The sequence below is a fragment of the Streptomyces sp. NPDC047085 genome (assembly GCF_040643735.1).
Classification (GTDB): domain Bacteria; phylum Actinomycetota; class Actinomycetes; order Streptomycetales; family Streptomycetaceae; genus Streptomyces.
Window position 1 is genome coordinate 59,760 of sequence record NZ_JBEYUW010000008.1, and the last position, 24,139, is coordinate 83,898.

General features: G+C 70.9%; 19 protein-coding genes and 3 pseudogenes. 6 read left to right on the top strand and 16 right to left on the bottom strand.

Annotated elements, in window-relative coordinates; translation table 11 throughout:
• Positions 1–144 precede the first annotated feature (144 nt).
• The 3 genes from ABZ865_RS25625 to ABZ865_RS25635 all read right to left on the bottom strand — a co-directional run bounded on the left by ABZ865_RS25625 (position 145) and on the right by ABZ865_RS25635 (position 5,876).
• A complete protein-coding gene (locus ABZ865_RS25625) occupies positions 145–1,590 on the bottom strand; it encodes an aldehyde dehydrogenase family protein (RefSeq protein ID WP_361234737.1) in 1,446 nt (481 codons plus the stop codon).
• Positions 1,591–1,995: 405 nt separating this feature from the next.
• The gene (locus ABZ865_RS25630) at positions 1,996–3,573 is read right to left on the bottom strand and encodes a PucR family transcriptional regulator (protein WP_361234740.1); all 1,578 of its coding nucleotides are present in this window, start codon (positions 3,571–3,573) and stop codon (positions 1,996–1,998) included.
• Positions 3,574–3,749: 176 nt separating this feature from the next.
• A complete protein-coding gene (locus ABZ865_RS25635; protein ID WP_361234743.1) occupies positions 3,750–5,876 on the bottom strand; it encodes an ATP-binding protein in 2,127 nt (708 codons plus the stop codon).
• A 307-nt stretch (positions 5,877–6,183) separates the two neighbouring features.
• Here ABZ865_RS25635 and gabT point away from each other — a divergent pair, with 307 nt between their 5' ends.
• Together gabT and ABZ865_RS25645 are read left to right on the top strand one after the other, a co-directional pair.
• Complete coding sequence (gene gabT / locus ABZ865_RS25640) at positions 6,184–7,518, top strand: 4-aminobutyrate--2-oxoglutarate transaminase (RefSeq protein WP_361234746.1); 1,335 nt, start codon at positions 6,184–6,186, stop codon at positions 7,516–7,518.
• Positions 7,519–7,903: 385 nt separating this feature from the next.
• Positions 7,904–8,578, top strand: a pseudogene (locus tag ABZ865_RS25645) (phosphatase PAP2 family protein); the annotation flags it as partial.
• Here the strand turns inward: ABZ865_RS25645 and ABZ865_RS25650 are convergent.
• The 9 genes from ABZ865_RS25650 to ABZ865_RS25690 form a co-directional block, all read right to left on the bottom strand.
• Positions 8,520–10,280 carry a glycoside hydrolase family 18 protein gene (locus ABZ865_RS25650; RefSeq protein ID WP_361235436.1) on the bottom strand — a complete coding sequence of 587 codons (1,761 nt, stop codon included), beginning with the start codon at positions 10,278–10,280 and terminating at the stop codon, positions 8,520–8,522. The pseudogene ABZ865_RS25645 and the gene ABZ865_RS25650 overlap by 59 nt on opposite strands.
• Positions 10,281–10,391: 111 nt before the next feature.
• The gene (locus ABZ865_RS25655; protein ID WP_361234749.1) at positions 10,392–10,859 is read right to left on the bottom strand and encodes a hypothetical protein; all 468 of its coding nucleotides are present in this window, start codon (positions 10,857–10,859) and stop codon (positions 10,392–10,394) included.
• 197 nt (positions 10,860–11,056) lie between these two features.
• Complete coding sequence (locus ABZ865_RS25660; RefSeq protein WP_361234752.1) at positions 11,057–11,821, bottom strand: hypothetical protein; 765 nt, start codon at positions 11,819–11,821, stop codon at positions 11,057–11,059.
• Between the two features lie 164 nt (positions 11,822–11,985).
• The gene (locus ABZ865_RS25665; protein WP_361234754.1) at positions 11,986–13,419 is read right to left on the bottom strand and encodes an FAD-dependent oxidoreductase; all 1,434 of its coding nucleotides are present in this window, start codon (positions 13,417–13,419) and stop codon (positions 11,986–11,988) included.
• Positions 13,420–13,455: 36 nt separating this feature from the next.
• The gene (locus tag ABZ865_RS25670; protein ID WP_361234757.1) at positions 13,456–14,256 is read right to left on the bottom strand and encodes an ABC transporter permease; all 801 of its coding nucleotides are present in this window, start codon (positions 14,254–14,256) and stop codon (positions 13,456–13,458) included.
• Positions 14,257–15,186, bottom strand: a complete 930-nt coding sequence (locus ABZ865_RS25675) for an ABC transporter permease (RefSeq protein ID WP_361234760.1) — start codon at positions 15,184–15,186, stop codon at positions 14,257–14,259.
• A gap of 2 nt (positions 15,187–15,188) precedes the next feature.
• Positions 15,189–16,346, bottom strand: coding sequence for an ABC transporter ATP-binding protein (locus ABZ865_RS25680; RefSeq protein ID WP_361234763.1), 1,158 nt, complete (start codon positions 16,344–16,346; stop codon positions 15,189–15,191).
• Positions 16,347–16,348: 2 nt separating this feature from the next.
• On the bottom strand, positions 16,349–17,596 hold the full coding sequence (locus ABZ865_RS25685) for a spermidine/putrescine ABC transporter substrate-binding protein (protein ID WP_361234766.1): 1,248 nt from the start codon (positions 17,594–17,596) through the stop codon (positions 16,349–16,351).
• Between the two features lie 52 nt (positions 17,597–17,648).
• Positions 17,649–19,184 (bottom strand): gamma-aminobutyraldehyde dehydrogenase, encoded by a 1,536-nt coding sequence (locus ABZ865_RS25690; protein ID WP_361234769.1) that lies wholly within the window; start codon positions 19,182–19,184, stop codon positions 17,649–17,651.
• Between the two features lie 210 nt (positions 19,185–19,394).
• Here ABZ865_RS25690 and ABZ865_RS25695 point away from each other — a divergent pair, with 210 nt between their 5' ends.
• The gene (locus ABZ865_RS25695; RefSeq protein WP_361234772.1) at positions 19,395–19,952 is read left to right on the top strand and encodes an NADAR family protein; all 558 of its coding nucleotides are present in this window, start codon (positions 19,395–19,397) and stop codon (positions 19,950–19,952) included.
• A gap of 63 nt (positions 19,953–20,015) precedes the next feature.
• Here ABZ865_RS25695 and ABZ865_RS25700 read toward each other — a convergent pair whose 3' ends face one another.
• The gene (locus ABZ865_RS25700) at positions 20,016–20,801 is read right to left on the bottom strand and encodes a DUF4190 domain-containing protein (protein WP_361234775.1); all 786 of its coding nucleotides are present in this window, start codon (positions 20,799–20,801) and stop codon (positions 20,016–20,018) included.
• A gap of 126 nt (positions 20,802–20,927) precedes the next feature.
• On the opposite strand from ABZ865_RS25700, the pseudogene ABZ865_RS25705 reads away from it, so the two are divergent.
• Positions 20,928–22,128: pseudogene (locus ABZ865_RS25705) on the top strand (adenosine deaminase).
• Positions 22,129–22,163: 35 nt separating this feature from the next.
• Positions 22,164–22,847 carry a glycerophosphodiester phosphodiesterase family protein gene (locus tag ABZ865_RS25710; protein WP_361234778.1) on the top strand — a complete coding sequence of 228 codons (684 nt, stop codon included), beginning with the start codon at positions 22,164–22,166 and terminating at the stop codon, positions 22,845–22,847.
• Here the strand turns inward: ABZ865_RS25710 and ABZ865_RS25715 are convergent.
• The 3 genes and pseudogenes from ABZ865_RS25715 to ABZ865_RS25725 form a co-directional block, all read right to left on the bottom strand.
• Positions 22,844–23,053, bottom strand: coding sequence for a hypothetical protein (locus ABZ865_RS25715; RefSeq protein ID WP_361234781.1), 210 nt, complete (start codon positions 23,051–23,053; stop codon positions 22,844–22,846). The two genes, ABZ865_RS25710 and ABZ865_RS25715, sit on opposite strands and share 4 nt — an antisense overlap.
• 47 nt (positions 23,054–23,100) lie before the next feature.
• Positions 23,101–23,628: a hypothetical protein gene (locus ABZ865_RS25720; protein ID WP_361234784.1), complete on the bottom strand. Its 528-nt coding sequence runs from the start codon at positions 23,626–23,628 to the stop codon at positions 23,101–23,103.
• Between the two features lie 106 nt (positions 23,629–23,734).
• Positions 23,735–23,887, bottom strand: a pseudogene (locus ABZ865_RS25725) (acetamidase/formamidase family protein); the annotation flags it as partial.
• Positions 23,888–23,922: 35 nt separating this feature from the next.
• On the opposite strand from ABZ865_RS25725, the gene ABZ865_RS25730 reads away from it, so the two are divergent.
• Positions 23,923–24,135 (top strand): hypothetical protein, encoded by a 213-nt coding sequence (locus tag ABZ865_RS25730; protein WP_361234787.1) that lies wholly within the window; start codon positions 23,923–23,925, stop codon positions 24,133–24,135.
• The last annotated feature ends 4 nt before the right edge of the window (positions 24,136–24,139 follow it).

Below are 24,139 nucleotides of genomic sequence, written 5' to 3' on the forward strand. Positions count from 1 at the left end.
GTAATGCGCACGGGCCGCGGCTCGCACGCGCACGTCGTAGGCCACGATGAGGCTTTCTCTGCTGATCAGCGCCTTGGCAACGCGAACGGCCGGAGCCCCCGCACAGTAGGCTCCGGCCGTTCGGTCTGACCTGTCCGTGGCAGGTCAGAGCGCGAGGCCGGTCAGGACCAGCACGCGCTCGTATGTGTAGTCGTCCATCGCGAACTTGACGCCCTCGCGGCCCACACCGGACTGCTTGGCGCCGCCGTACGGCATCTGGTCGGCGCGGTAGGACGGAACGTCACCGATGACGACACCGCCGACCTCGAGGGCGCGGTGGGCGCGGAAGGCGACCTGGAGGTCGTGGGTGAACACGCCCGCCTGGAGGCCGTACTTCGAGTCGTTGACGGCGGCGAAGGCCTCGGCCTCGCCGTCCACCTTCTGCACGGTGAGGACGGGTCCGAAGACCTCCTCGCAGGCGAGGGTGGTGCCGGCCGGTACGTCGGTGAGGACGGTCGGCGCGTAGGAGGCGCCGTCGCGGTCACCGCCGGTGAGCAGGGTGGCGCCGGCCTCGACGGCCTCCTTCACCCAGGACTCGACGCGCTTGGCGGCGTCCTCGCTGACCAGCGGGCCGACGTCCGTCTTGTCGTCGCTCGGGTCGCCGGTGACCTGGGCCTCGACGGCGGCGACGATGCGCGGCAGCAGACGGTCGTGGATGGAGGCGTCCACGATCACGCGCTGCACGGAGATGCAGGACTGGCCGCCCTGGTAGTTGGAGAAGGTCGCGATGCGGGTCGCGGCCCAGTCCAGGTCGGCGTCGCTGGAGAAGTCGCCGAGGACGACGGCCGCGCCGTTGCCGCCCAGCTCCAGGGTGAGGTGCTTGCGCGGCACCGAGTCCATGATCGCGTAGCCGACCTTGTCGGAGCCGGTGAAGGAGATGACCGGCAGGCGCTCGTCCTGGACGAGGGCGGGCATGCGGTCGTTGGCGACCGGGAGGACGCTCCAGGAACCGGCGGGCAGGTCGGTCTCGGCGAGCAGCTCACCGAGGATGAGACCGGAGAGCGGGGTGGCCGGGGCGGGCTTCAGGATGATCGGCGCGCCGACGGCGATGGCCGGGGCGACCTTGTGGGCGCACAGGTTCAGCGGGAAGTTGAACGGCGCGATGCCGAGGACGACGCCCTTCGGGAAGCGGCGGGTCAGGGCGAGCCGGCCCTGGCCGCCGGCGTCGGTGTCGAGGCGCTGGGCCTCGCCGCCGTTGAAGCGGCGGGCTTCCTCGGCCGCGAACCGGAACACGGAGACGGCGCGGCCGACCTCGCCGCGGGCCCACTTGATCGGCTTGCCGTTCTCGGCGGAGATCAGCTGGGCGATCTCCTCGGTGCGCTCGACCAGGCGCTTGCTGACGTGGTCGAGGGCGGCGGCGCGTACGTGGGCCGGGGTGGCGGCGAAGTCCTCGCGGACGGCGTGGGCGGCGGCCACGGCCTCCTCGACCTGGGCGTCGGTCGGCACGCTGACCTTGCCGACGAGGCGGCCGTCCCACGGGGAGGTGACGTCGAAGGTGTCCTCGCCGGTGACCTGGCGGCCGGCGAGCCAGAAGGCGTGGGTGGAAGTCATGTGCGAGTCCCGGCCCTTCCGCGTTGGGGGTGTTCGTTCGGTTCGTGCTCCACGGTAGGGCGGGCGCGGGCCGAGGTCGCTTGTCCGTGTCGTACTGGTAGGGCTGGGTGATGTGCCGGTTTGGCGTGGTGGGGGGCCGGCCTGGCGGGAGGGGTCGGCGTGGTGGGGCTTGGCCCGGTGGGCGGGCTCGGCGTGGTGGGGGCTGAGGCCGCTCGTTTCTCGCCCCCGCCGCCCCTACCCGTCCCATCCCCAGGGGCTCCGCCCCTTCGACCCCGCCAGGGGGCTCCGCCCCCTGGACCCCCGTCGGCCTGAACGGCCTCGTCCTCGAACGCCGGACGGGCTGGGACACCTGGGCCCGCTTCTCAGCGCACCGAGTCGGGTGGGCGGGTGGGTCAGTTGGTGCGGTCAGTCCGGGGACGTGGCCTTCAGGGCGAGCCAGAGTTCCATGCGGACGTCGGGGTCGTCGAGGGAGCGGCCCAGGATCTCCTCCACGCGGCGCATCCGGTAGCGGAGCGTGTGGCGGTGGACGCCCAGGTCGGCTGCCGCGGCGTCCCACTGGCCGTGGCGGGAGAGCCAGGCGCGGAGGGAGGCGACCAGGTCGCCGCGGCCGGTCGCGTCGTGTTCGCGCAGGGCCCGGAGCAGACCGTCGGCGAACGCCTTCACCGCGTCGTCGGCGAGCAGCGGCAGCACCGAACCCGCCGCCATCTGCTCGTGCTCCACGAACACCCGCCCCCGGCGCCGCGCGACCGACAGCGCCTGTTCCGCCTGCTTGTAGGCCGCGGCAGCCGCGATGGGGCCGGCCGGGGCGGACAGGCCCACGACGAGTTCCGTCTCGTCCCCGGCCGTCTGTTCCGGCCGCGCCCGCGCCGCCTCCAGCGCTGCCGCGTGGGCGGCGCACGCGGCCACCGCCGCGCCCCCGTCCGCGGCCAGCACCACCAGCCGCTCCCCCTCGGGCACGATCAGCACGGCCTCGCCGGCCCGCGCGGCCGCCGACTCCACGGCCTCCGCGATCTCGCCGAGCCCCTCGCCGTCCGACCGCACGGGCGACTCGGCGACGATCATCCGGAACGGCGCGTCCAGCAGCCCGCCGTACAGGTCCCCGGCGACGGCCCGGGCGTGGTCCGGTTCGCCGGCGAGCAGCATGCGCAGCACGGCCGCGCCGATCCGCTGCTCGGCCTCGTGCAGGGAGCGGGAGCGTTCGGTGGTGAGGGTGAGCAGGGCGATCGCGGAGTGGACGGCGTACCGCTCGGCAGTGCCGAGGGCGGCGGCCGTGCCGACGGCGAGCGCGGCGCGCGGGCGCCGGCCCGTGCCGAGGGTGTGCAGTTCGACCCGGTCCTCGTGCTCCGGTCCGCCGACCACCGAGGAGGCGGGCGCGGGCCGCTCCCGCAGCCGTTCGACGTCCGCGGTGAGGCGGGCGGCCCGGCGGCCGGCCCACTCCGGCGCGGTGGCGACGACGGCACCCGCGGCGTCGTACAGCGCGGCCCAGCCGTCGACCTGGGCGGCGAGCGCGCCGAGCAGCCCCTCGGGGCCGGCGTTCAGGGCCTGCTTGGTCAGCTCGCGCTGGGCGGCGAAGCCTGCCGTCACCGCCCGGTACTGGTCGGCGGCGATGGCCGCGGACACGGCCTTGCTGATGGCGAGGAAGGGGGTGCGGCGGGGCACCTCCAGCAGCGGCAGCCCCTCCTGCTCGGCGGCGTCGACGAGGGCCTTGGGGATCTCCTCGTAGTTGACGCCGACCGCGAAGCCGAGCCCGACGACTCCCGCGCCGGCCAGCCGTTTCACGTACCGGCGCATCGCCTCGGGATCGCCCGCGTCCAGCTTGAGCGCGGTGATCAGCAGCAGCTCGCCGCCCTCCATGTAGGGGACGGGGTCGGCCAGCTCGCTCACGTGCGCCCAGCGGACCGGCACGTCCAGGCGGTCCTCGCCCGCGCGCACGGTCAGCTTGAGCGCGGAGTGGTGGACGAGCGAGGCGAGGGTGAGGGGCATGAGGCCTTCAGTCGGGAGCGGGAGAAGAGACGTGAGAGGAACCGGGAGAGGAACCGGGAGGAGATTCGGTGATCGTTCATTGCGATCTTTTGGCCGCTTCGTACGAACAGCCTATGCCGATTCTGCCGCACCGTAAGGTCCCAAGCCGACCCCGCTCCGACCCCGCTCGGCGGACCTCAGCCCCGCAGATCCACCAGCAGCGGCGGCGCGTGCTCGCCCCGTACCGTCGTCAGGGAGAGCACCGCGTGCCCCGGCGGCACCCCGTGCGCAAGTTCGGAGGCCGACCAGCGTTCGCGTTCCACCTGCCGGACGGTGACCGCCCGAGCCGTGGGCGCCTGGCCGGTGATGACACGGCGGACCATGTGCAGGGCCTTGCCGGCCGGGGTCTCGGCGATGATCTGCCGGTCGGTGACGTCCCGGGTCTCGGTCCACTCCTTGCCCCACACCTCGGCGAAGTCCTGCCCGTCCCAGGGGGTGAGCCCGGACAGCGCCATCCTGCAGCCCGTGGCGCCGAGCAGCGGGCCGCGCAGCGGCCGGGGTGCGTCGTCCAGGGTGCGCAGGGTCAGGACGGCGCCCGCGTTCGCGGACCGCAGCCGCTGGATGCCGCGCACGGCCTCCGGCGTGACGACCCCGCTCGCGTCGTCCAGCAGCAGGCAGGCGAAGAGCGACCGGTCCTCCCGCACCGTCACGCTCGCCGTGAACTGGGCCAGCACCAGCCGGGCCAGGATCCGGGAGGCGTCGGCGTGCCCGCGCTCGGGCAGGTCGATGCGGACGCGGACCGGGTGGTCGAGGGCCTTGAGGGAGAACGGCCGGGACCGGCCGGAGGTGTCGAAGAAGGCGGCGAAGGCGGGCCGGTCGAGCAGCGCGATCCGGTCGGCAAGCACGGTGCCGACATCGCCCGGGTGGGCCATCTGCCGTTCCCGTGCGTCGAGTTCGCGCAGCAGCGACTCCTGCCGGGTGTCGGTCAGCGCCTTGCGCAGCGCGGCCAGCGGGCCCGGGACGCCATCGAGGAGCCGGCGCAGTTCGGGCACGGACGGGAAGCGGCCGTGGACCGCGCGGAAGGGGCCGAGCAGCTGGGCGAGGACGGTGGTGGAGCGTCGGCTGTCGCCGCCGGGGTGCGGGTCGGCGAGGTCGCCGACGAGGGCCTCGGCGAGTATGGCGGCGGCCTCGTCGGGGTCGGTGGTGCCGCCGTAGAGGTCGAGGTCGTAGACGGAGTCGGGGTGTCCGATGCGGACGACGACGTCGTACGACTCGGTCGGGCCGAGTCCCGCGCCCGCCGCGCCGACGACGACGACGGCGGCGCGTCCGGCGAGGGCGTGCAGGCACAGCGACTCGGCGAGCGGCCGGACCAGGGTGCCGGTCTTGCCGGAGCCGGTCGGGCCGACGGCGAGCAGCGAGGTGCCGAGCAGGTCGGGGCCGAGGGCGAGTCCGGCGCCGCGGTAGTGGTAGGGGTTGCGCGGGTCGTCGGCGGTGGTGCCGAGCCGCACCTGCCCGGTGAGCAGGTCGTGGCGGGCGTGCCGGGCGGGCAGGTCGCGGTCGCCGGAGGGGTGCAGGCAGGCGGCGGAGCCGTCCTTGAGAACGGCGCCGGTGAAGCTCGCGAGGGGGTGGGTGCCGGAGCGCACGCCCTGCCAGGCTCGGCTGATCCGCGCGTGGTCGACGTCCCGCATGAGCCCGGCCTTCGCCTCGGCCGCCAGCCGGTCGGCGGCCTCGTGCGCGCCGGCGGCCCGCAGCTGGGGCCATTCGGCGGGGTCCTGCTCGGGCGCGGGCGCCGGTTCGGCCGCCGCACCGGCGGGCCGCCAGGCGGGCGGACCGAAGCGCCGCCAGACCTCGCCCCAGCGGCCGAGGCGGCCGACGACGAGCAGGATGACCAGGGCGATCAGCGTGTAGTACGAGTACCAGAGGACGGCGTTGCCGAGGCGGCCGTTGCCCGTGCGCCAGGAGTCGGGGGTGAACAGCTCCAGGGGCAGCACCCACCAACCGCCGAGGTAGCCGTTCCAGAGCAGCGACCACACCAGCCAGCCGACGAGGAACGCGATCAGCGCGCCGCTGAGCAGCTGCCGGGCCGGGATCAGCTCGGGCTCCTGCTCGGGCCGGGGCCGGTGGCCGAGGCGCCACACGCCGGGCGCGGCCTTGGGGCGGGGCGCGCGCAGCCAGGTCAGGAAGGCCGAGCCGTCCGGCCGGGGCGGCGCGCCGGGCGGCGTCGAAGGCATCGGCGGCACGGCGGAGCCCTCCACCGGCGCCGCCGGGCGCGGCACAGGATTCGCATGCGTACCGCGCGCGTCCCGCGTCCCGTCGCTGTCCATCGCCCTTGCCCCCTGACCAGCCGTTCCGTCCACCGTCAGCGAGCCAATCTAACGCCCCGGAAAGGGGAGTTCACCGTTTACGCGGCCGTGGGGCCGTTCGCGCCTCCGGACAGTCCTCTTTCGCAGCTGTGGACGGTCGTCTTTCACGGATGTGGACAGGTGCGCCGCCCTTCTATGTCCACCAAGGACAACCGGCCTCCCCGACAACGCCCACATGGAGCATGCCCACCCCCCGCACCCCGCCTTAGCCTGCGAGAAAAGAAGGAAAGCGTCCCTAAGACGTCCGTAATACCCCCAGGAGCCCCGCATGACCGCACTTCCGCAGGAGCGCCGCGTCGTCACCGCCATTCCCGGCCCGAAGTCGCAGGAGCTGCAGGCCCGCCGCACCGCCGCGGTCGCGCAGGGCGTGGGCTCCGTGCTGCCCGTCTTCACCACGCGCGCGGGCGGCGGCATCATCGAGGACGTCGACGGCAACCGCCTCATCGACTTCGGTTCCGGCATCGCCGTGACCTCCGTCGGCGCCTCCGCCGAGGCCGTCGTACGCCGCGCGAGCGCCCAGCTCGCCGACTTCACCCACACGTGTTTCATGGTCACCCCGTACGAGGGCTACGTGGCCGTCGCCGAGGCGCTGGCCGAGCTGACGCCGGGTGACCACGCCAAGAAGTCCGCGCTGTTCAACTCCGGCGCCGAGGCCGTCGAGAACGCGGTCAAGATCGCCCGCGCGTACACCAAGCGCCAGGCGGTCGTCGTGTTCGACCACGGCTACCACGGCCGTACGAACCTGACGATGGCGCTGACCGCGAAGAACATGCCGTACAAGCACGGCTTCGGTCCGTTCGCGCCCGAGGTGTACCGCGTGCCGGTCGCCTACGGCTACCGCTGGCCCACCGGCCCGGAGAACGCGGGCCCCGAGGCCGCGAAGATGGCCATCGACCAGATGTCCAAGCAGGTCGGCGCGGAGAACATCGCCGCGATCATCATCGAGCCGGTGCTCGGTGAGGGCGGCTTCATCGAGCCGGCCAAGGGCTTCCTGCCGGAGATCGTGAAGTTCGCCAACGAGAACGGCATCGTCTTCGTCGCCGACGAGATCCAGTCCGGCTTCTGCCGCACCGGCCAGTGGTTCGCGTGCGAGGACGAGGGCATCGTCCCGGACCTGATCACCACCGCCAAGGGCATCGCGGGCGGTCTGCCGCTCGCCGCCGTCACCGGCCGCGCCGAGATCATGGACGCCGCGCACGCGGGCGGCCTGGGCGGCACCTACGGCGGCAACCCGGTGGCCTGCGCCGGTGCGCTCGGCGCCATCGAGACCATGAAGGAGCAGGACCTCAACGCCAAGGCGAAGAACATCGAGGCGGTCATGAAGGCCCGCCTCGCCGCCATGGCCGAGAAGTTCGACATCATCGGTGACGTCCGCGGCCGCGGCGCCATGATCGCCATCGAGCTGGTGAAGGACCGCGCCACCAAGGAGCCGAACCCGGAGGCGGCCGGCGCGCTCGCCAAGGCCTGCCACCAGGAGGGCCTGCTGGTCCTGACCTGTGGCACCTACGGCAACGTGCTCCGTTTCCTGCCCCCGCTGGTCATCGGCGACGACCTTCTCAACGAGGGTCTGGACATCATCGAGCAGGCTTTCTCGCGCATCTGAGCGAGTGGCCGGCACCTCTGACGGGTGACTGCGGCAGGCCGTGTGAAGAAGGTGTGCGAGGTGGATGGCGGGACGCCGTTCCGACTGCCCAAGCGCCTCGGCCTGCCGTAGGTTCTACCCAGATGAGAGATACACCCCGCCCACAGGGGACTGTGGGCGATTTCAGGCCGGGGCCTCCCCAGCTTCGACCTGGTCGTGCCCTCGCGCACACAACCGGCGCCTGACGGCTCCGGGATCTCCTCACCGATCGGACGGTCGCCGCCCCAAACCCCCCGGGGCGAGCGACGTTCCGATCCGGACGGCCGCCTCGGAACCATCCCCCCCTGTTCCGGGGCGGCCGACCTCCTTCCTTCCCCGCACCACGCGACCTGCGAAGCTGGGCGTCGTGTCGACCCTCGTCCGCCGCGCCCTGCTCCTGGGTGTCCCGGCCGTGCTCCTCGCCCTGTTCACCTGGCAGGTCGTGGCGTACGGCCCGCTGCTGCGTCTGGACGCCCGCGCGAGCCGGGCGCTCGTGCATCCGGACCGGTTCTCCGAACTGCTCTCCGACCTCGGCGACATCCAGGTCGCCGTCCCGGTGCTCGCGGTCGCCCTCGGCCTCGCCCTGTGGCGTGGCCGTGCCGCCGGTGCGCGGCGCTGGTGGCTGCCGCCGCTCGCCGGGGCCCTGCTCATGGCGCTGGTCCCGGCGGTGGTCGTACCGCTCAAGGAGTGGACCGCGCGGCCGGGGACCCCCGTGGTGCCTCCGGGCACCGGCTACTTCCCGTCCGGTCATACGGCCACGGCGGCGATCGCGTACGGCTCCGCGACCCTGGTGCTGCTGCCCTGGCTCCGCTCGGCCGCAGCCCGCCGCCGGCTGGTGGCGGGCTGCGCTCTGCTGGTCCTCGGGGTGTCGTACGGCCTGGTCCGCCGCGGCTATCACTGGCCGCTGGACGTGGTGGCCAGCTGGTGTCTGTGCGCGGTGCTGCTGACCACCCTGTCCCTCGTGACCGGCCGAAGCGGCGTGCTCAGCCGAAGTACGCGTCGAAGTTCTTCTGGAACTCCCAGTTCGCGAAGCGGTCCCAGTTCACCGACCACGTCATCAGACCCCGCAGCGCGGGCCAGGTCCCGTGGGTCGCGTACGAGCCGCAGTTCGTCCTCTTCGTGAGGCAGTCCAGGGTCTTGGTGACCTCGGACGGCGCCACATAGCCGTTGCCCGCGTTGGTCGACGCCGGCATGCCGATCGCCACCTGGTCCGGGCGCAGCGGCGGGAAGACGTTGTTCGGGTCACCCGCGACCGGGAAGCCGGTGAGCAGCATGTCGGTCATGGCGATGTGGAAGTCGGCGCCGCCCATGGAGTGGTACTGGTTGTCCAGGCCCATGATCGGGCCGGAGTTGTAGTCCTGGACGTGCAGGAGCGTGAGGTCGTCCCGGAGGGCGTAGATGACCGGGAGGTAGGCCCCGCAGCGCGGGTCCTGGCCGCCCCACTTGCCGGTGCCGTAGAACTGGTAGCCCATCTGCACGAAGAACGTCTCCGGCGCCGTGCTCAGCACGAACTTCGAGCCGTACTTGGCCTTCAGGGTCTTCAGCGCCGAGATCAGGTTGACGATCACCGGGGTGGTGGGGTTCTTGAAGTCGGTGTCGTTCGCGTTCAGGGACAGGGAATGGCCCTCGAAGTCGATGTCGAGGCCGTCCAGGCCGTAGGTGTCGATGATGTTCGAGACCGACGAGACGAAGGTGTCGCGGGCCGCGGTCGTGGTCAGTTGCACCTGGCCGTTCTGGCCGCCGATCGAGATCAGCACCTTCTTGCCGGCCGCCTGCTTGGCCTTGATCGCCGCCTTGAAGTCGGCGTCGCTCTCGACGTTCGGACACTCGGTGACCGGGCAGCGGTTGAAGCGGATGTCACCGGAGGTGACCGAGGTGGGCTCGCCGAAGGCGAGGTCGATGACGTCCCAGCTGTCGGGTACGTCGGCCATGCGCGTGTAGCCGGAGCCGTTGGCGAAGGTGGCGTGGAGGTAGCCGACCAGGGCGTGGGCGGGCAGTCCGGGCGTGCCGCCGCCGGTGCCGGCGGTGGTCGTGGCGGTCACCGTGGCCGACTTGGCGGACTCGCCCGCGTCGTTGCTCGCGGTGACCTGGAAGCCGTACGCCGTCGAGGGCGTGAGGCCGGTGACGGTGGCCGAAGTGCCGGTCACCGTCTGGAACTTGGTCCCGTCGCGGTAGACGGAGTAGCTCGTCGCGCCGGTCACCGCAGACCAGGACAGGGCGACGGAGGAGGAGGTGACGGTACCGGTTCTGAGGCCGGTGGGCGCGGCGGGCGGCTGGCCGGTACTGGTGCCGCCCGGGCCGATGAGGGAGATGTCGTCGGCGTAGTAGGCGCCGGTGCCGTACCAGCCGTGGGTGTAGATGGTGACCTTGGTGGTGGCGGCGCCGGTAGTGAAGGTGGTGGTGAGCTTCTGCCAGTCGGGGGCGGACTGGGTCCAGGTGGAGACGTCGGTGGTGCCGGTGCCGGAAGCGCCGAGGTAGACGTAGGAGCCGCGGACGTAACCGGACAGCGTGTACTGGGAGTTCGGCTGGACGGTCACCGTCTGCGCGCACTGGGCGTTGTCGTTGCCGACCGGGGTCGCCTGCAGCGCGGAACTGCCGCCGTGCACAGGTGAGTTGACCGTCGTGCCGGCGGTGCAGGTCCAGCCGGACAGGCCGGACTCGAAGCCGCCGTTCGTCGCGATGTCCGCGTCGGCCGCACGGGCGGCCGACGAGAGCGCGGTGATGCCGGGTACGGCCAGGGCCATGACCGTGAGGAGTGCGACCAGGGGTCTGGAGCGTTCCACAAGTGCCTCCAGGCAGGGGAGTTGGAGGGGAAGCGTGAAGCGCACTCAACTTGGTCCAGACCAATCTTCTTGTCAAGGTGTCCGGTCGCCGCGGCCCTCTCCCCTGACCAGTCCCGCCGCCGCCTCGTGCATCGCCAACTCCAGCAGCGCCAGGTCGGTCAGCGTGCCGGAGCCGTCCGGCGCCACCATCCAGCGCACGCCCCGCGTCGCCCGGCCGGGATACGGCACGACGATCCAGGTGCCGGGTCCCGCCGCCCGGACGCCGGTGCCGAGCCAGCGGGCCGCGGTGCCGGGCGGCACGAAGAAGCCCACCCTGTTGTCGCCGAAGTCGACCAGCACCGGGCCGGGTTGGTTGAGCACGCGGGTGAGCACGTCCAGGGTGGGATGGCCGAGGTCACCCGGGAGAACGAGCACGTCCCAGGCTTTGCCGGCGGGCAGCAGGGCGACCCCGAGGGGGTTGCGCTCCCACTCCCGGCGGCACGCCTCGGGGTCCGGTGCGACGGATGCCAGCCATTCGAGCGCCGTCTTCGCCCCAGTCATCAGAAGACCTCCCTTGCTCGCGTGGACGCGGTCGCGTCTGCGGGAGAGAGGGAGGCCGAGGGGTGGGCATTACGCGGGTCGGCGGTCTTCTTTGGAGTGACCTGGCTCAAACCGCCAGGGGGTGGGCAGAGGGCACGCGGCACGTCGGCGGGGTGAGAGCCGCCATGACGACCCTCACCCCGCCGATCCAGGACCGCTCACTCACCAGCCGGAGCGGCGCCGACACCATCCCCGGCCGGCACCAGGTCACCCCCTGACTGCGCCGACTGCTCACCCTGCGGAGCCTCAGGCTGCGGGGCGTCCGGCTGCTGGGCCTCAGGCTGCTGGGCCTCGGGCTGCTGGGCGTCCGACTGCTGGACCGGATCCTCAGGGGCCACGTTCTCCTTCGGAGCCGGGTCCTTACCGGGGTCCTTGCCCGGGTCCTTGCCCGGGTCCTTGCCCGGGTCCTTGCCCGGATCCTTCCCCGGATCCTTGCCGGGATCCTTCCCCGGATCCTTGCCGGGATCCTTCCCGGGGTCCTGCTTGCCCGGCTTGTCCTTCCAGTGGTCCTTGTCGTGGACGTCCCAGTGGTGGTCGTGCTTGTGGTGCCAGAAGTAGTGGAAGTCGCGGTGGGAGTCCCAGAAGTAATACCGGTGATGCTCGACCACCACGTAGAAACAATGGTGATGGTCGTCCCAGTAGAACTTGCGCTTTTCGACCCAGCACGAGAACTTGTGGTGCTTCTTCCAGTGGGACTTGTGGTGCTTGTCCCAGCAGTAGAACTTGTGGTGCTTGCCGTGATGCTTCCCATGGTGCTGGACGGCCGTGCTCACCGTCGGGGCCTGCGGCATCGGCGCCGCCGTGGCGGTCGCGGCCGGGAGGATCACGCCCCCCGCGACGGCCGCGGCCGAGGCGATCGCCGTCGCGAGACCCAGCTTGCGCCTGGTTCGGACATCCTCGGGCTTGCGAATGCTCGGCATCATGATTCTCTCCTGCTCGAAGCAAGGGCGCTTTTTTCCGGAATTTCCGGTGCCGCCCGGACTTCAAGAAGACCGGAAACAACCGGCCGGGTCATGCTCCGTGAATTCGGGACTTGACGCAGGAGAGAACCACGCGTAAAAGCCGGATCGGCCGGGCTCGGCCCGGCTCAGCTGTCGAAGCCCAGCCCCAGCCGGTCCATGGCCCGCAGCCACAGATTGCGGCGCCCGCCGTGCGCGTCCGCGCGGGCCAGCGACCACTTGGTGAGCGCGATGCCGGTCCAGGCGAACGGTTCCGGCGGGAACGGCAGCGGCTTCTTGCGGACCATCTCCAGCCGCGTCCGCTCGGTGTCCGCGCCGTCCAGCAGGTCCAGCATCACGTCGGCCCCGAAGCGCGTGGCGCCCACGCCGAGGCCCGTGTAGCCCGCCGCGTACGCGACCCTGCCCTGGTGGCCGGTGCCGAAGAACGCCGAGAAGCGGGAGCAGGTGTCGATCGCGCCGCCCCAGGCGTGGCTGAAGCGGACGCCCTCCAACTGCGGGAAGCACCGGAAGAAGTGCCCGGCGAGCTTGGCGTACGTCTCCGGCCGGTTGTCGTACTCCGCCCGTACCCGGCCGCCGTAGTGGTGGATCGCGTCGTAGCCGCCCCACAGGATCCGGTTGTCGGCGGACAGCCGGAAGTAGTGGAACTGGTTCGCCGAGTCCCCGAGCCCCTGGCGGTTCTTCCAGCCGATCGACGCCAGCTGATCGGTGCTCAGCGGCTCGGTCATCAGCGCGTAGTCGTAGACCGGGACGGTGTACGAGCGCACGCGCCGCAGCAGGCTCGGGAAGATGTTCGTGCCGAGCGCGACCCGGCGGGCGCGGACGGAGCCGTACGGCGTGCGGACGGCCATGCCGCCCCCGTACCGCGTCAGGCTCAGGGCGGGCGTGTGCTCGTACACCCGCACGCCGAGCGCGACGCAGGCCTGCTTCAGGCCCCAGGCCAGCTTCGCGGGGTGCAGCATGGCCACGCCCCGGCGGTCCCACAGACCCGCCTCGAAGGTGGGCGAGTTCACCTGTTCGCGCACGGCGTCGGCGTCGAGGAACTCGATGCCGTCGGCGAGGCCCTTCTCCTCCAGTTCCCGGTGCCAGTCGCGCAGTTCCCAGGCCTGGTAGGTCTCGGTGGCGACGTCGATCTCGCCGCTGCGCTCGAAGTCGCAGTCGATGCCGTGCCGGGCGATCGCGGCCTCGATCTCGTCGAGGTTGCGCCGGCCCAGCTCCTCCAGCCTGCCGATCTCGTTCGGCCAGCGGGCGAGGCCGTTGGGCAGACCATGGGTGAGGGAGGCGGCGCAGAAGCCGCCGTTGCGGCCCGAGGCGGCCCAGCCCACCTCGCGGCCTTCCAGCAGAACCACGTCCCGCTGTGGGTCGCGCTCTTTCGCGTTGAGCGCGGTCCACAGTCCGCTGTAGCCGCCGCCGACGACCAGCAGGTCGCAGGTCTCGGTGCGGGTGAGGGCGGGTTCGGGGTGGGGCTTGCCGGGGTCTTCCAGCCAGTACGCGACCGGCCGGGCGTCGGAAAGAGAGGCGATCCAGTTGTTGTCTCTGCCACGACTCATGGCGCTTGGGGCCATGATTTCAACTCCCTACGGAAGACTGCTGAAAAGGGCTTATGCCTTTTGCTTGTTACGGCGATTGGTGATGACCATGGAGGTCAGGACGAACAGCACGGCGACGAGGAACATGGCCGTACCGATGACGTTGATCTGGACGGGCGTGCCGCGCTGCGCCGAACCCCACACGAACATGGGGAAGGTGACGGTCGAGCCCGCGTTGAAATTGGTGATGATGAAATCGTCGAAGGAGAGCGCGAAGGACAGCAGCGCGCCCGCGGCGATTCCGGGTGCCGCGATCGGCAGGGTGACCCGCAGGAAGGTCTGCACCGGGCCGGCGTAGAGGTCCCGGGCGGCCTCCTCCAGACGCGGGTCCATCGACATCACACGCGCCTTGACCGCGGTGACGACGAAGCTGAGGCAGAACATGATGTGCGCGATCAGGATCGTCCAGAATCCCAACTGAGCACCCATGTTGAGGAACAGGGTGAGCAGCGAGGCCGCCATGACGACCTCGGGCATCGCCATCGGCAGGAAGATCAGCGAGTTGACGGCGCCCCGCGCGCGGAAGCGGTAGCGGACCAGCGCGAAGGAGATCATCGTGCCGAGGACGGTGGCGCCGACGGTCGCCCAGACGGCGATCTGGAGGCTGATGGACAGCGAGCCGCACATGTCGGCGACGCCGCACGGGTCCTTCCAGGCGTCCGTCGAGAACTGCTGCCACTCGTAGTTGAAGCGTCCCTTCGGTTTGTTGAAGGAGAACACCGTGACGACGACGTTCGGCAGCAGGAGATAGCCGAGGGTCAGCAGTCCCGCGATGACGACGAGATGGCGCTTGAGCCAGGTGACGAAGGGCATTTAGACCAGATCCTCCGTCCCGGACCGGCGGATGTAGATCGTGACCATGGCCAGGATGGCGGCCATGAGGATGAAGGAGAGGGCCGCGGCCGTCGGGTAGTCCAGAATTCTCAGGAACTGTGTCTGGATCACGTTTCCGATCATGCGGGTGTCGGTCGAGCCGAGGAGTTCGGCGTTGACGTAGTCACCGGCCGCGGGGATGAAGGTCAGCAGCGTGCCGGAGACCACGCCCGGCATCGACAGCGGGAAGGTCACCTTGCGGAAGGTGGTCCACGGCTTGGCGTACAGGTCGCCGGCCGCCTCGTGCAGCCGTCCGTCGATCCGCTCCAGCGAGGTGTAGAGCGGCAGGATCATGAACGGCAGGAAGTTGTACGTCAGACCGCAGACCACGGCGAGTGGCGTGGCCAGGACGCGGTCGCCGGCCGTCCAGCCGAGGAAGTTGGTGAGGTCCAGGATGTGCAGCGAGTTGAGGGTGTGCACGACCGGGCCGTTGTCCGCGAGGATCGTCTTCCAGGCGAGCGTGCGGATCAGGAAGCTGGTGAAGAACGGCGCGATCACCAGGATCATGATCAGGTTCCGCCAGCGGCCCGCGCGGAAGGCGATGAGGTAGGCCAGCGGGTAGCCGAGCAGCAGGCACAACAGGGTCGCGGCGGCGGCGTAGAACACGGAGCGCAGGAACTGCGGCCAGTACTCCTGGAGCGCGTCCCAGTAGGTCGCGAAGTGCCAGGTGACCTTGTATCCCTCCTCCAGGGAGCCCGTCTGCACGGACGTGGAGGCCTGGTAGATCATCGGCAGCGCGAAGAAGACGATCAGCCACAGGATGCCGGGCAGCAGCAGCCAGTACGGCGTGAACCGGCCGCGCTTGCGCGGTGGCTTCTTCTCCGGCGCGGTGGGGGCGAGAGGCGGTGGCGCCTCGGTGAGCGTCGACATGGTCAGGCGGCCTCTTCCTCGACGGTCTCCACGCCGGCGTCGATGTCCTGGGCCGCGTCCAGGCCGAAGGTGTGGGCCGGGCTCCAGTGCAGGACGACGTCGGCACCGGGGACGAGCCGGCCGTCGCGCTCGACGTTCTGGACGTAGACCGCGAACTCGTCGCAGACCGGGGTGTCGATCACGTACTGCGTGGAGACGCCGATGAAGCTGGCGTCGGCGATCTTCCCGGTGAGGCGGTTGCGGCCCTCGGGGATGGAGCCGGCGTCGTCGGCGTGGGTGAGGGAGATCTTCTCCGGGCGGATGCCGACCAGCACCTTGCCGCCGGTCGTGGCCGGGGCGGAACAGCGCGCCTCGGGCAGCACCAGCTTGCCGCCGCCCGCCTTGAGGACGATGTCGTCGCCGTTCTTGGTGTCGACCTCGGCCTCGATCAGGTTGGAGGTGCCGAGGAAGTTCGCGACGAAGGTGGTCCGCGGGTTCTCGTACAGGTCGGTGGGCGCGCCGAGCTGCTCGACACGGCCGGCGTTCATCACGGCGACCGTGTCGGCCATGGTCATGGCCTCCTCCTGGTCGTGCGTGACGTGGATGAAGGTGATGCCGACCTCGGTCTGGATGCGCTTGAGCTCCAGCTGCATCTGGCGGCGCAGCTTGAGGTCGAGGGCGCCGAGGGGCTCGTCGAGGAGGAGCACCTTGGGGTGGTTGATCAGCGCGCGGGCCACGGCGACGCGCTGCTGCTGGCCGCCGGAGAGCTGGTGCGGCTTCTTGCGTGCCTGCTCGCCGAGCTGGACCAGCTCCAGCATCTCCTCGACCTGCTTCTTCACGCTCTTGATGCCGCGCCGGCGCAGGCCGAAGGCGACGTTCTCGAAGATGTCGAGGTGCGGGAAGAGGGCGTAGGACTGGAAGACCGTGTTGACCGGCCGTTTGTACGGCGGCAGGTGCGTGACGTCCTGGTCACCGAGGAAGACGGTGCCGCTGGTCGGCTCCTCCAGCCCCGCGATCATGCGCAGGGTGGTCGTCTTGCCGCAGCCCGAGGCGCCGAGCAGGGCGAAGAAGGAGCCCTGGGGCACGGTCAGGTCCAGCGGGTGTACGGCGGTGAAGGAGCCGTAGGTCTTGCCGATACCGGTGAGGCGGACGTCGCCGCTGCTGTCTGTCGTCGTCATCATCGTCACGCCCCTGTGAGCTTCGCGAACTTCGTTTCGTAGGCCGTCTCTTCCTTCTGGCTCAGGGAGCGGAAGGCATGGGACTTCGCCTGCATGGCCTTGTCGGGAACGATCAGCGGGTTGTTCGCCGCGTCCTTGTCGATCTTCGCAAGGTAGGGCTTCACGCCGTCGACCGGAGTCACGTAGTTGATGTAGGCGGCGAGCGCTGCGGCCTGCTCGGGCTCGTAGTAGAAGTCGATCAGCCGCTCGGCGTTCGTCTTGTGCCGTGCCCTGTTGGGAACGCACATGTTGTCGGTCGACGTCATGTAGCCGCTGTCGGGGATGATGAAGTCCACGTCGGGGCTGTCCGCCTTGAGCTGGACGACGTCACCGGCCCACGCGACACAGGCCGCGAAGTCGCCCTTGGTGAGGTCGGACGTGTAGTCGTTGCCGGTGAAGCGGCGGATCTGGCCCTTGTCGACGGCCTTCTGGAGGCGGGCGATCACCGCGTCGAAGTCGTCGTCGGTGAAGTTCGCCGGGTCCTTGCCCATGTCGAGCAGGGTCATGCCGATGCTGTCGCGCATCTCCGACAGGAAGCCGACGCGGCCCTTGAGCTTCGGGTTGTCGAGCAGGTCGGATATCGACTTCACCTCGATGCCGTCCAGCGCCTTCTTGTTGTAGGCGATGACCGTCGAGATGCCCTGCCAGGGGTACGAGTACGCCCGTCCCGGGTCCCAGTCGGGGTTGCGGAACTGGGACGACAGGTTGGTGTAGGCGTGCGGCAGGTTGGACGGGTCCAGTTTCTGGACCCACCCGAGGCGGATCAGCCGGGCGGCGAGCCAGTCGGTGAGGACGATGATGTCGCGGCCGGTGTCCTGGCCCGCGGCGAGCTGCGGCTTGATCTTGCCGAAGAACTCGTTGTTGTCGTTGATGTCCTCGGTGTACTTGACCGTGATGCCGGTCCGCCGGTGGAAGGTGTCGAGGGTCGGGTGGTTCTTGCCCTTGTCGTCGACGTCGATGTATTCGGTCCAGTTGGAGAAGTTGACGACCTTCTCCGCGGCCGAGTGGTCCTGGGCGGAGGTGCCGCCCTGTGTCTTGCCGGCCGCGGGGATGCCGCAGGCGCTCAGCGCCCCGAGTCCGCCGACCGTGAGCGCGCCGCCGGCGGAGGCTCGCAACAGCGACCGGCGGGTCATCGCCGCCCTGCCGTTGCGGAAGCTGCGCCGCATGGCGGCCACTTGGGCCGGGGTCAGGCGTTCGGGCTCGTACTGCTCCATGCGCGTGGTGCCCTTTCGGGTGGGTCGGCCTGGTCCTGGGCCTGGTCGGTCTCTAGCGGTCCCCGAAGACGGTGCGGTGCCAGTCCTTCCTGGCCACCGCGGTGTTGTCGAACATTACGTGCTTGACCTGCGTGTACTCCTCGAACGAGTACGCAGACATGTCCTTGCCGAAGCCGGACGCCTTGTAACCGCCGTGCGGCATCTCGCTGATGATCGGGATGTGGTCGTTGATCCACACACAGCCCGCCTTGATCTCCCGGGTGGCGCGGCCCGCCCGGTAGACGTTGCTGCTCCAGGCGGAGGCGGCGAGGCCGTACGGGGTGTCGTTGGCCAGCCGGATGCCCTCATCATCACTGTCGAACGGCAGTACGACCAGTACGGGACCGAAGATCTCGGACTGGACGATCTCGCTGTCCTGCGCGGCGTCCGCGATCAGCGTGGGCCGGTAGTAGGCGCCGTCCTTGAGATCGCCCTGGGGTGCCTCGCCGCCGGTCACCACGCGCGCGTAGGCGCGGGCCCGGTCCACGAAGCCGGCGACGCGGTCGCGCTGGACGTGCGAGATGAGCGGTCCGAGGTCGGTGCCGGGGGCGAACGGGTCACCCAGCCGTACCGTCTCCATCAGGGCGGCCGTCCGCTCGACGAAGGCCTCGTACAGCGGACGCTGCACGTACGCGCGCGTGGCGGCCGTGCAGTCCTGCCCGGTGTTGATGAGCGCGCCCGCGACGGCGCCGTTGACCGCGGCCTCCAGGTCGGCGTCGTCGAAGACGACGAACGGGGCCTTGCCGCCCAACTCCAGGTGGAGGCGCTTGACGGTGGAGGTGGCGACCTCGGCGACCCGCTTGCCGACGGCGGTGGATCCGGTGAAGGAGGTCATCGCCACGTCGGGGTGCCCGACCAGGTGCTCACCGGCCTCCTTGCCGGTCCCGGTGACGATGTTGACGACACCGTCCGGGATGCCCGCGTCGGTGGCGGCCTGGGCGAAGAGCAGGGAGGTCAGCGGGGTCAGCTCGGCCGGCTTCAGCACGATGGTGTTGCCCGCCGCGATCGCCGGGAGGATCTTCCAGGCGGCCATCTGGAGGGGGTAGTTCCAGGGCGCGATCGACCCGACGACACCGATGGGCTCGCGGCGGACGTACGACGTGTGGTCGCCCGAGTACTCGCCGGCGGACTGCCCCTGCAGATGCCGGGCGGCGCCCGCGAAGAAGGCGGTGTTGTCGATGGTGCCCGGCACGTCGAACTCGCGGGTGAGCTTCAGCGGCTTGCCGCACTGCAGGGACTCGGCGCGGGCGAAGTCCTCCGCGCGCTCCGCGAGCACGGCCGCGAACCGGTGCAGGGCGTCGGAGCGCTCGCCCGGCGTGGTGGAGGACCAGCCCGGGAAGGCCTCGCGCGCGGCGGCGACGGCCGCGTCGACGTCGTCCGCGCCGGCCAGTTCGTAGGTGTACACCTCCTCGCCGGTCGCGGGGTCGACCACGGCGTGGGTACGGCCCGAGGTGCCCTTCGTCAGCCGGCCCGCGATGAACTGCGCGCCGTCCGCGAAGCGGTCCTGTGCGGGGAATCGTTCCGGGGTGGCGGTGCCCGGGTTGTGCATGTCGCTCTCCTCCGCCGTTCGCCCCGTCCCGGGGAGTGGGTGGCGTAGCTCCAGCTCGATTTGAGTGCCGATCCTGACAGAGCAATGAGGCACCAACAAGTGATTCCGTTGTTGAATTTTGGTTACGCGACGGAATCTGTCGGCCGAGGTGTCGAGTCGGAGCGGAAAAGGGCGGACGGAGTGTCAGTGGTGCGTGCCACACTCGCGTGCATGGGAAAGATCGACGGTGTGGAGTCCCTGATCAGGGAGGTTCGGGCGGGGACCCGGATCAAGTACCTCCACTTCTGGGGGCACCGGCCGCGGCCGGACGGCCGGATCGGCGCGAGCTGTCTGAGCCAGTGGTGGCCGTCACCCTTCGTGGTGGACGGTGTGGAATACGCGACGGCCGAGCACTGGATGATGGCCGGCAAGGCGCGGCTGTTCGAGGACGCGGAGGCGGAGCGCCGGGTGCTGGACGCCGGGCATCCCGCCGAGGCCAAGAAGGCGGGGCGGCTGGTCCGGGGCTTCGACGAGGCGATATGGGAGCGGGAGCGCTTCGGCATCGTCGTCGAGGGCAGTGTGCACAAGTTCTCGTCGGACGACGGCCTGCGGGCGTTCCTGCTGGGCACCGGGGACCGGGTGCTGGTGGAGGCGAGCCCGGTGGACCGCGTGTGGGGTATCGGCCTCGCGGCGGACGACGAGGCGGCGTCGGATCCGGAGCGGTGGAAGGGGCCGAACCTGCTGGGCTTCGCGCTGATGGAGGCGCGGGCGCGGATACAGGGGGCGTAAGGGCGAGGCCCGCTCGCCTCGAGGGGACAGGCGGCGGGCCGGGATCAGCTGCTCAGCTCGGGGTCACTGGGGCAGGACCGGTGCCGACACGCTGGGGGCGGAGTTGTAGTAGGGGTCGGAGTCCGTGTCCGTGTCCTTGTCGCTGTTGATCGCGGCCACGATGATGACGACATAGAAGGCGATCATGGCGATGCCCACGACGATCCCGATGATGCCCGTGACGAAGCCCGCCTGGGCCTGGCCGTGATTCGTGGCCTCGCCGCGCTCGGCGCGCTTCTTCCCCTTGACTCCGAGGATCACGGCGATGACGCCGAGCACCAGGGAGACCACGCCGTAGAGGCAGAACAGGCAGATGGACAGGATGCCCAGCACCATCGCCGCGGTGCCCATGCCGTTCTGCGGGGCCATCGGCATACCGCCCCAGCCGTAGCCCTGGGGGTAGGCGGGGTAGCCGTAGCCGCCGGGTGCTCCCGGGCCGGGGGCGCCGGGGCCCGAGGGGGCGACCGGCGGGGGCGGCACGGCGGATCCGGCCCAGCCCTGCCCGGGGGGCGGGGGCGTGCCGGGCTGACCGAAGCCAGGGGTGCCCGGAGCGCCGGGGGCGCCGAAACCGGGAGTGCCGGGAGTGCCCGGGGCACCAGGGCCGCCGAAGCCGGCGCCCGGCATGGAGATCATGGTGGCCTGGTCGTGCACGGACGCCGGCCCCGGCGGGGGCACCTGGTCCTGCACCGGCGGCTGCTGTCCGGGCGCCTGAGGAGGCGTGTTCTTCTCCAGCGAGGGCTTGCTCTCCGGCGGCGCCCACGGGTTGAAGCCCGCTCCCTCGCCCGCTCCCGGCTGCGTCCCGTCCGTCACGTGCCCATTCCCCCTCGGTCGATCGTCAGGTCATCGTAGAGCCTCGCGTCGGCGGCCCCGCAGGCGCTCTCCCCCCTCATGCCCGCCCCCGCTCCGCCCCGACCTCTCGGCCTAGGATGAGCCCGCATCACCGATCAGCCGATCACCCGCGCCCGCCGCACGGACCGTGCCCGCCCCACCGGACCGTGCCCGAGCGGGCGCCGTTTCCGGGGAGGACCCCTTGACCGAGCGCAGCGCCGACCTCACTGCCGATCTCAGTGCCGACATCGGCTCCGTGCCCGCGGCCCGCGCGGGCGACCGCGATCTGCACGCCTTCATCGCCGGGCTGCCCAAGGCCGAGCTGCACGTCCACCACGTCGGCTCCGCCTCCCCCCGCATCGTCTCGGAGCTGGCCGCCCGGCACCCCGACTCCAAGGTGCCCACGGACCCCGAGGCCCTGGCCGACTACTTCACCTTCACCGACTTCGCGCACTTCATCGAGGTGTACCTGTCGGTGGTCGACCTCATCCGCACCCCGGAGGACGTCCGGCTGCTGACGTACGAGGTCGCCCGGGACATGGCCCGGCAGCAGGTGCGCTACGCCGAGCTGACCATCACCCCCTTCTCCTCGACCCGGCGCGGTATCGAGGAGAAGGCGTTCATGGACGCGATCGAGGACGCCCGCAAGGCGGCCGAGGCGGACTTCGGGACCGTGCTGCGCTGGTGCTTCGACATCCCCGGCGAGGCCGGTCTGCAGGCCGCCGAGGAGACGGCACGGCTGGCCACCGAGGACCGGATCCGCCCGGAGGGCCTGGTGTCGTTCGGGCTCGGCGGGCCCGAGATCGGGGTGCCCCGGCCGCAGTTCAAGCCGTACTTCGACCGGGCCATCGCGGCCGGTCTGCGCTCGGTCCCGCACGCCGGTGAGACGACCGGCCCGCAGACGGTGTGGGACGCGCTGACCGAGCTGCGCGCCGAGCGCATCGGGCACGGCACCAGCTCGGCCCAGGACCCCCGGCTGCTGGCCCACCTCGCCGAGCACCGCATCGCGCTGGAGGTCTGCCCGACCTCCAACATCGCCACCCGCGCGGTGCGCACCCTGGACGAGCACCCGATCAAGCGGTTCGCCGAGGCCGGCGTGCTGGTCACGATCAACTCGGACGACCCGCCGATGTTCGGCACCGACCTCAACAACGAGTACGCGGTGGCCGCCCGTCTGCTCGGCCTGGACGAGCGGGGCGTGGCGGACCTCGCGAAGAACGCGGTGGAGGCGTCCTTCCTGGACACGGCGGGCAAGGCGCGGATCACGGCCGAGATCGACACGTACACCGGCGCCTGGCTCGCCCCCTGAGCCCCGGCTGACCCGCCATGGTCACAATGGGGCCCATGCAGACCGTGACTGCCGTCGCCCACCGCGGCGACCCCTACCGCTTCCGCGAGAACACCCTCGGCTCGCTGCGTTCCGCGCTCGAACAGGGCGCGGACGCGGTCGAGATCGACGTACGGCTCACCCGCGACGGGGTCCCCGTGCTGCTGCACGACGAGACGCTGAAGCGGCTGTGGGCGGTCGACCGGCCGCTGTCGGCGCTGTCGGCCGAGGAGGTGCGCGGGCTGACGGACGGGGGCGTGCCGACGCTGGCGGAGGCACTGACGGCGACGGACGGCAGCCGGGTGATGCTGGACCTGTGCGGCCGGGTCGACCGCCGTGTCGCGCAGCGGGTGGTGGACGTCGTGCGGCAGGTGGGCGCCGAGGACCGCGTGTACTACTGCGCGGACGCCGAGGCCATGCTCGCCGTTCGGGCGACGGACCCGGCCGCCGAGATCGCCCTGACCCGGAAGACCCTGGCCCCGACCCGGGCGGCGGTGCTGGAGGTGCTGAAGCCGCGCTGGCTCAACTACCGCTTCTCGCTGGTCGACCGGGACCTGGCGGCCCGGGTCCACCACGACGGCTACCTGCTGTCGGTGTGGACCCCGGACACCCGCCGCTCCATGCGCCGCCTCCTCGACCTGGGCGTCGACTCCATCACCACCAACCGCATCGACACCCTGCACGCACTCAGGCAGGGTTAGCTGTCAGGGCCTGTCTTCCGGATCTTGCCGGGTTCCACGCTCCGGGTGTCGTCGGTCCGTTCGCCCTCCGCCTGGGACGGCTCGGTCCGGGGGACGTCCGGGTGCTGTTCCCGCACCGTGCGCTCGCTCGCCTCGTCGCGTTCGCCCTCGGCCTGCGAGGGCGTGTGCGAGTACCACGTGTCGTAATCCGAGGCTCCGGATGTCATGGCGGGCCTCCTTCGTCGCTCCCCTCCATGCTGCCTCTCCGGCGGCGTCAGGGCGAGACGGCTCCGGCCCGGGGGCTCGCCACCGTCAATGCCTCCAGCCGCTTGATCTTCTTCCGTACGACATACAGCGGGACGACTCCGAACACGCCGAAGGACATGTCGATCAGGCTCCACCAGAACGGGATTCCGCGCACCGGTCCGCAGATCAGCGCGAGCGGGACGATGCCGGCGCAGGCGATCATGCCGAACTCGACGACCCAGATGTTGCGGACCGGGTCGCGGTAGGGCCCGTAGAAGGCGACCGCGATGACGAGGTGCGCGAAGGCCAGCCAGTCCGTGCCGTAGAGCACGAAGGGGTAGTCGGCGTCGACGGTGTCCAGCCCCTGCCGCACCCGCACGATCCAGTCCATGAGCCCCGGCAGGTACTCACGCACCGACAGGGACCGCAACACGTCCTCCGTCCAGCGGAGTTCGTGCACCAGCGGGAACGCGGTGGCCCCGCTCAACACCAGGCACACGACGAAGAAGACCAACCAGACGCGAATGCCCTTGAGTTGGGCGGCTCTGTCGCTCATGACACGAGCGTACGCCTACAATTGAACACGTTCAAAATAGCGGCCGTGCGCGCCGGTCACGGCGCCGGTGGTCCGGCCCGTGACCGGCACAGAACTGGGTGCGCGGTCAGGCCGTGGAGACCGCGCACTTGCCGCGGTCGGCTTTCATGGGGCCGGAGGCGGTGGGCCGGACGTCGAAGTCGAAGATGCCGGTGGGGAGGTACAGCGAGCAGCAGGCGTTGGGGATGTCCACGATTCCGCTGATGCGTCCCTCGATGGGGCGCGTGCGCCTGCTGGAGGACGACGCGGTCGAAGATGCACGACCTGCACTCCACCGATCCCGAGCGGTTCGCCCGCTGCCGGGACGGCCACGAGCCGTGGCCCGGCGAGATCCCGGCGGGGTTCATTCCGCGCCACACCTGCAAGGACGAGTGCCTCTACCACGACCGCGGGGTCGTCGACGCCCTCATGCAGTGCACCTGCGGCCGGCCGCCGTGCCGCGCGTGCGAGATCGGCGGCAAGCTCTGACGGT

What these genes read in the sequence shown, in the direction of transcription:
- ABZ865_RS25625 (WP_361234737.1), bottom strand. Translation starts at nt 1,590, where the DNA reads ATGACTTCCACCCACGCCTTCTGGCTCGCCGGCCGCCAGGTCACCGGC.
- ABZ865_RS25630 (WP_361234740.1), bottom strand. Translation starts at nt 3,573, where the DNA reads ATGCCCCTCACCCTCGCCTCGCTCGTCCACCACTCCGCGCTCAAGCTG.
- ABZ865_RS25635 (WP_361234743.1), bottom strand. Translation starts at nt 5,876, where the DNA reads ATGGACAGCGACGGGACGCGGGACGCGCGCGGTACGCATGCGAATCCT.
- gabT (WP_361234746.1), top strand. Translation starts at nt 6,184, where the DNA reads ATGACCGCACTTCCGCAGGAGCGCCGCGTCGTCACCGCCATTCCCGGC.
- ABZ865_RS25650 (WP_361235436.1), bottom strand. Translation starts at nt 10,280, where the DNA reads ATGGCCCTGGCCGTACCCGGCATCACCGCGCTCTCGTCGGCCGCCCGT.
- ABZ865_RS25655 (WP_361234749.1), bottom strand. Translation starts at nt 10,859, where the DNA reads ATGACTGGGGCGAAGACGGCGCTCGAATGGCTGGCATCCGTCGCACCG.
- ABZ865_RS25660 (WP_361234752.1), bottom strand. Translation starts at nt 11,821, where the DNA reads ATGATGCCGAGCATTCGCAAGCCCGAGGATGTCCGAACCAGGCGCAAG.
- ABZ865_RS25665 (WP_361234754.1), bottom strand. Translation starts at nt 13,419, where the DNA reads ATGGCCCCAAGCGCCATGAGTCGTGGCAGAGACAACAACTGGATCGCC.
- ABZ865_RS25670 (WP_361234757.1), bottom strand. Translation starts at nt 14,256, where the DNA reads ATGCCCTTCGTCACCTGGCTCAAGCGCCATCTCGTCGTCATCGCGGGA.
- ABZ865_RS25675 (WP_361234760.1), bottom strand. Translation starts at nt 15,186, where the DNA reads ATGTCGACGCTCACCGAGGCGCCACCGCCTCTCGCCCCCACCGCGCCG.
- ABZ865_RS25680 (WP_361234763.1), bottom strand. Translation starts at nt 16,346, where the DNA reads ATGATGACGACGACAGACAGCAGCGGCGACGTCCGCCTCACCGGTATC.
- ABZ865_RS25685 (WP_361234766.1), bottom strand. Translation starts at nt 17,596, where the DNA reads ATGGAGCAGTACGAGCCCGAACGCCTGACCCCGGCCCAAGTGGCCGCC.
- ABZ865_RS25690 (WP_361234769.1), bottom strand. Translation starts at nt 19,184, where the DNA reads ATGCACAACCCGGGCACCGCCACCCCGGAACGATTCCCCGCACAGGAC.
- ABZ865_RS25695 (WP_361234772.1), top strand. Translation starts at nt 19,395, where the DNA reads ATGGGAAAGATCGACGGTGTGGAGTCCCTGATCAGGGAGGTTCGGGCG.
- ABZ865_RS25710 (WP_361234778.1), top strand. Translation starts at nt 22,164, where the DNA reads ATGCAGACCGTGACTGCCGTCGCCCACCGCGGCGACCCCTACCGCTTC.
- ABZ865_RS25715 (WP_361234781.1), bottom strand. Translation starts at nt 23,053, where the DNA reads ATGACATCCGGAGCCTCGGATTACGACACGTGGTACTCGCACACGCCC.
- ABZ865_RS25720 (WP_361234784.1), bottom strand. Translation starts at nt 23,628, where the DNA reads ATGAGCGACAGAGCCGCCCAACTCAAGGGCATTCGCGTCTGGTTGGTC.
- ABZ865_RS25730 (WP_361234787.1), top strand. Translation starts at nt 23,923, where the DNA reads ATGCACGACCTGCACTCCACCGATCCCGAGCGGTTCGCCCGCTGCCGG.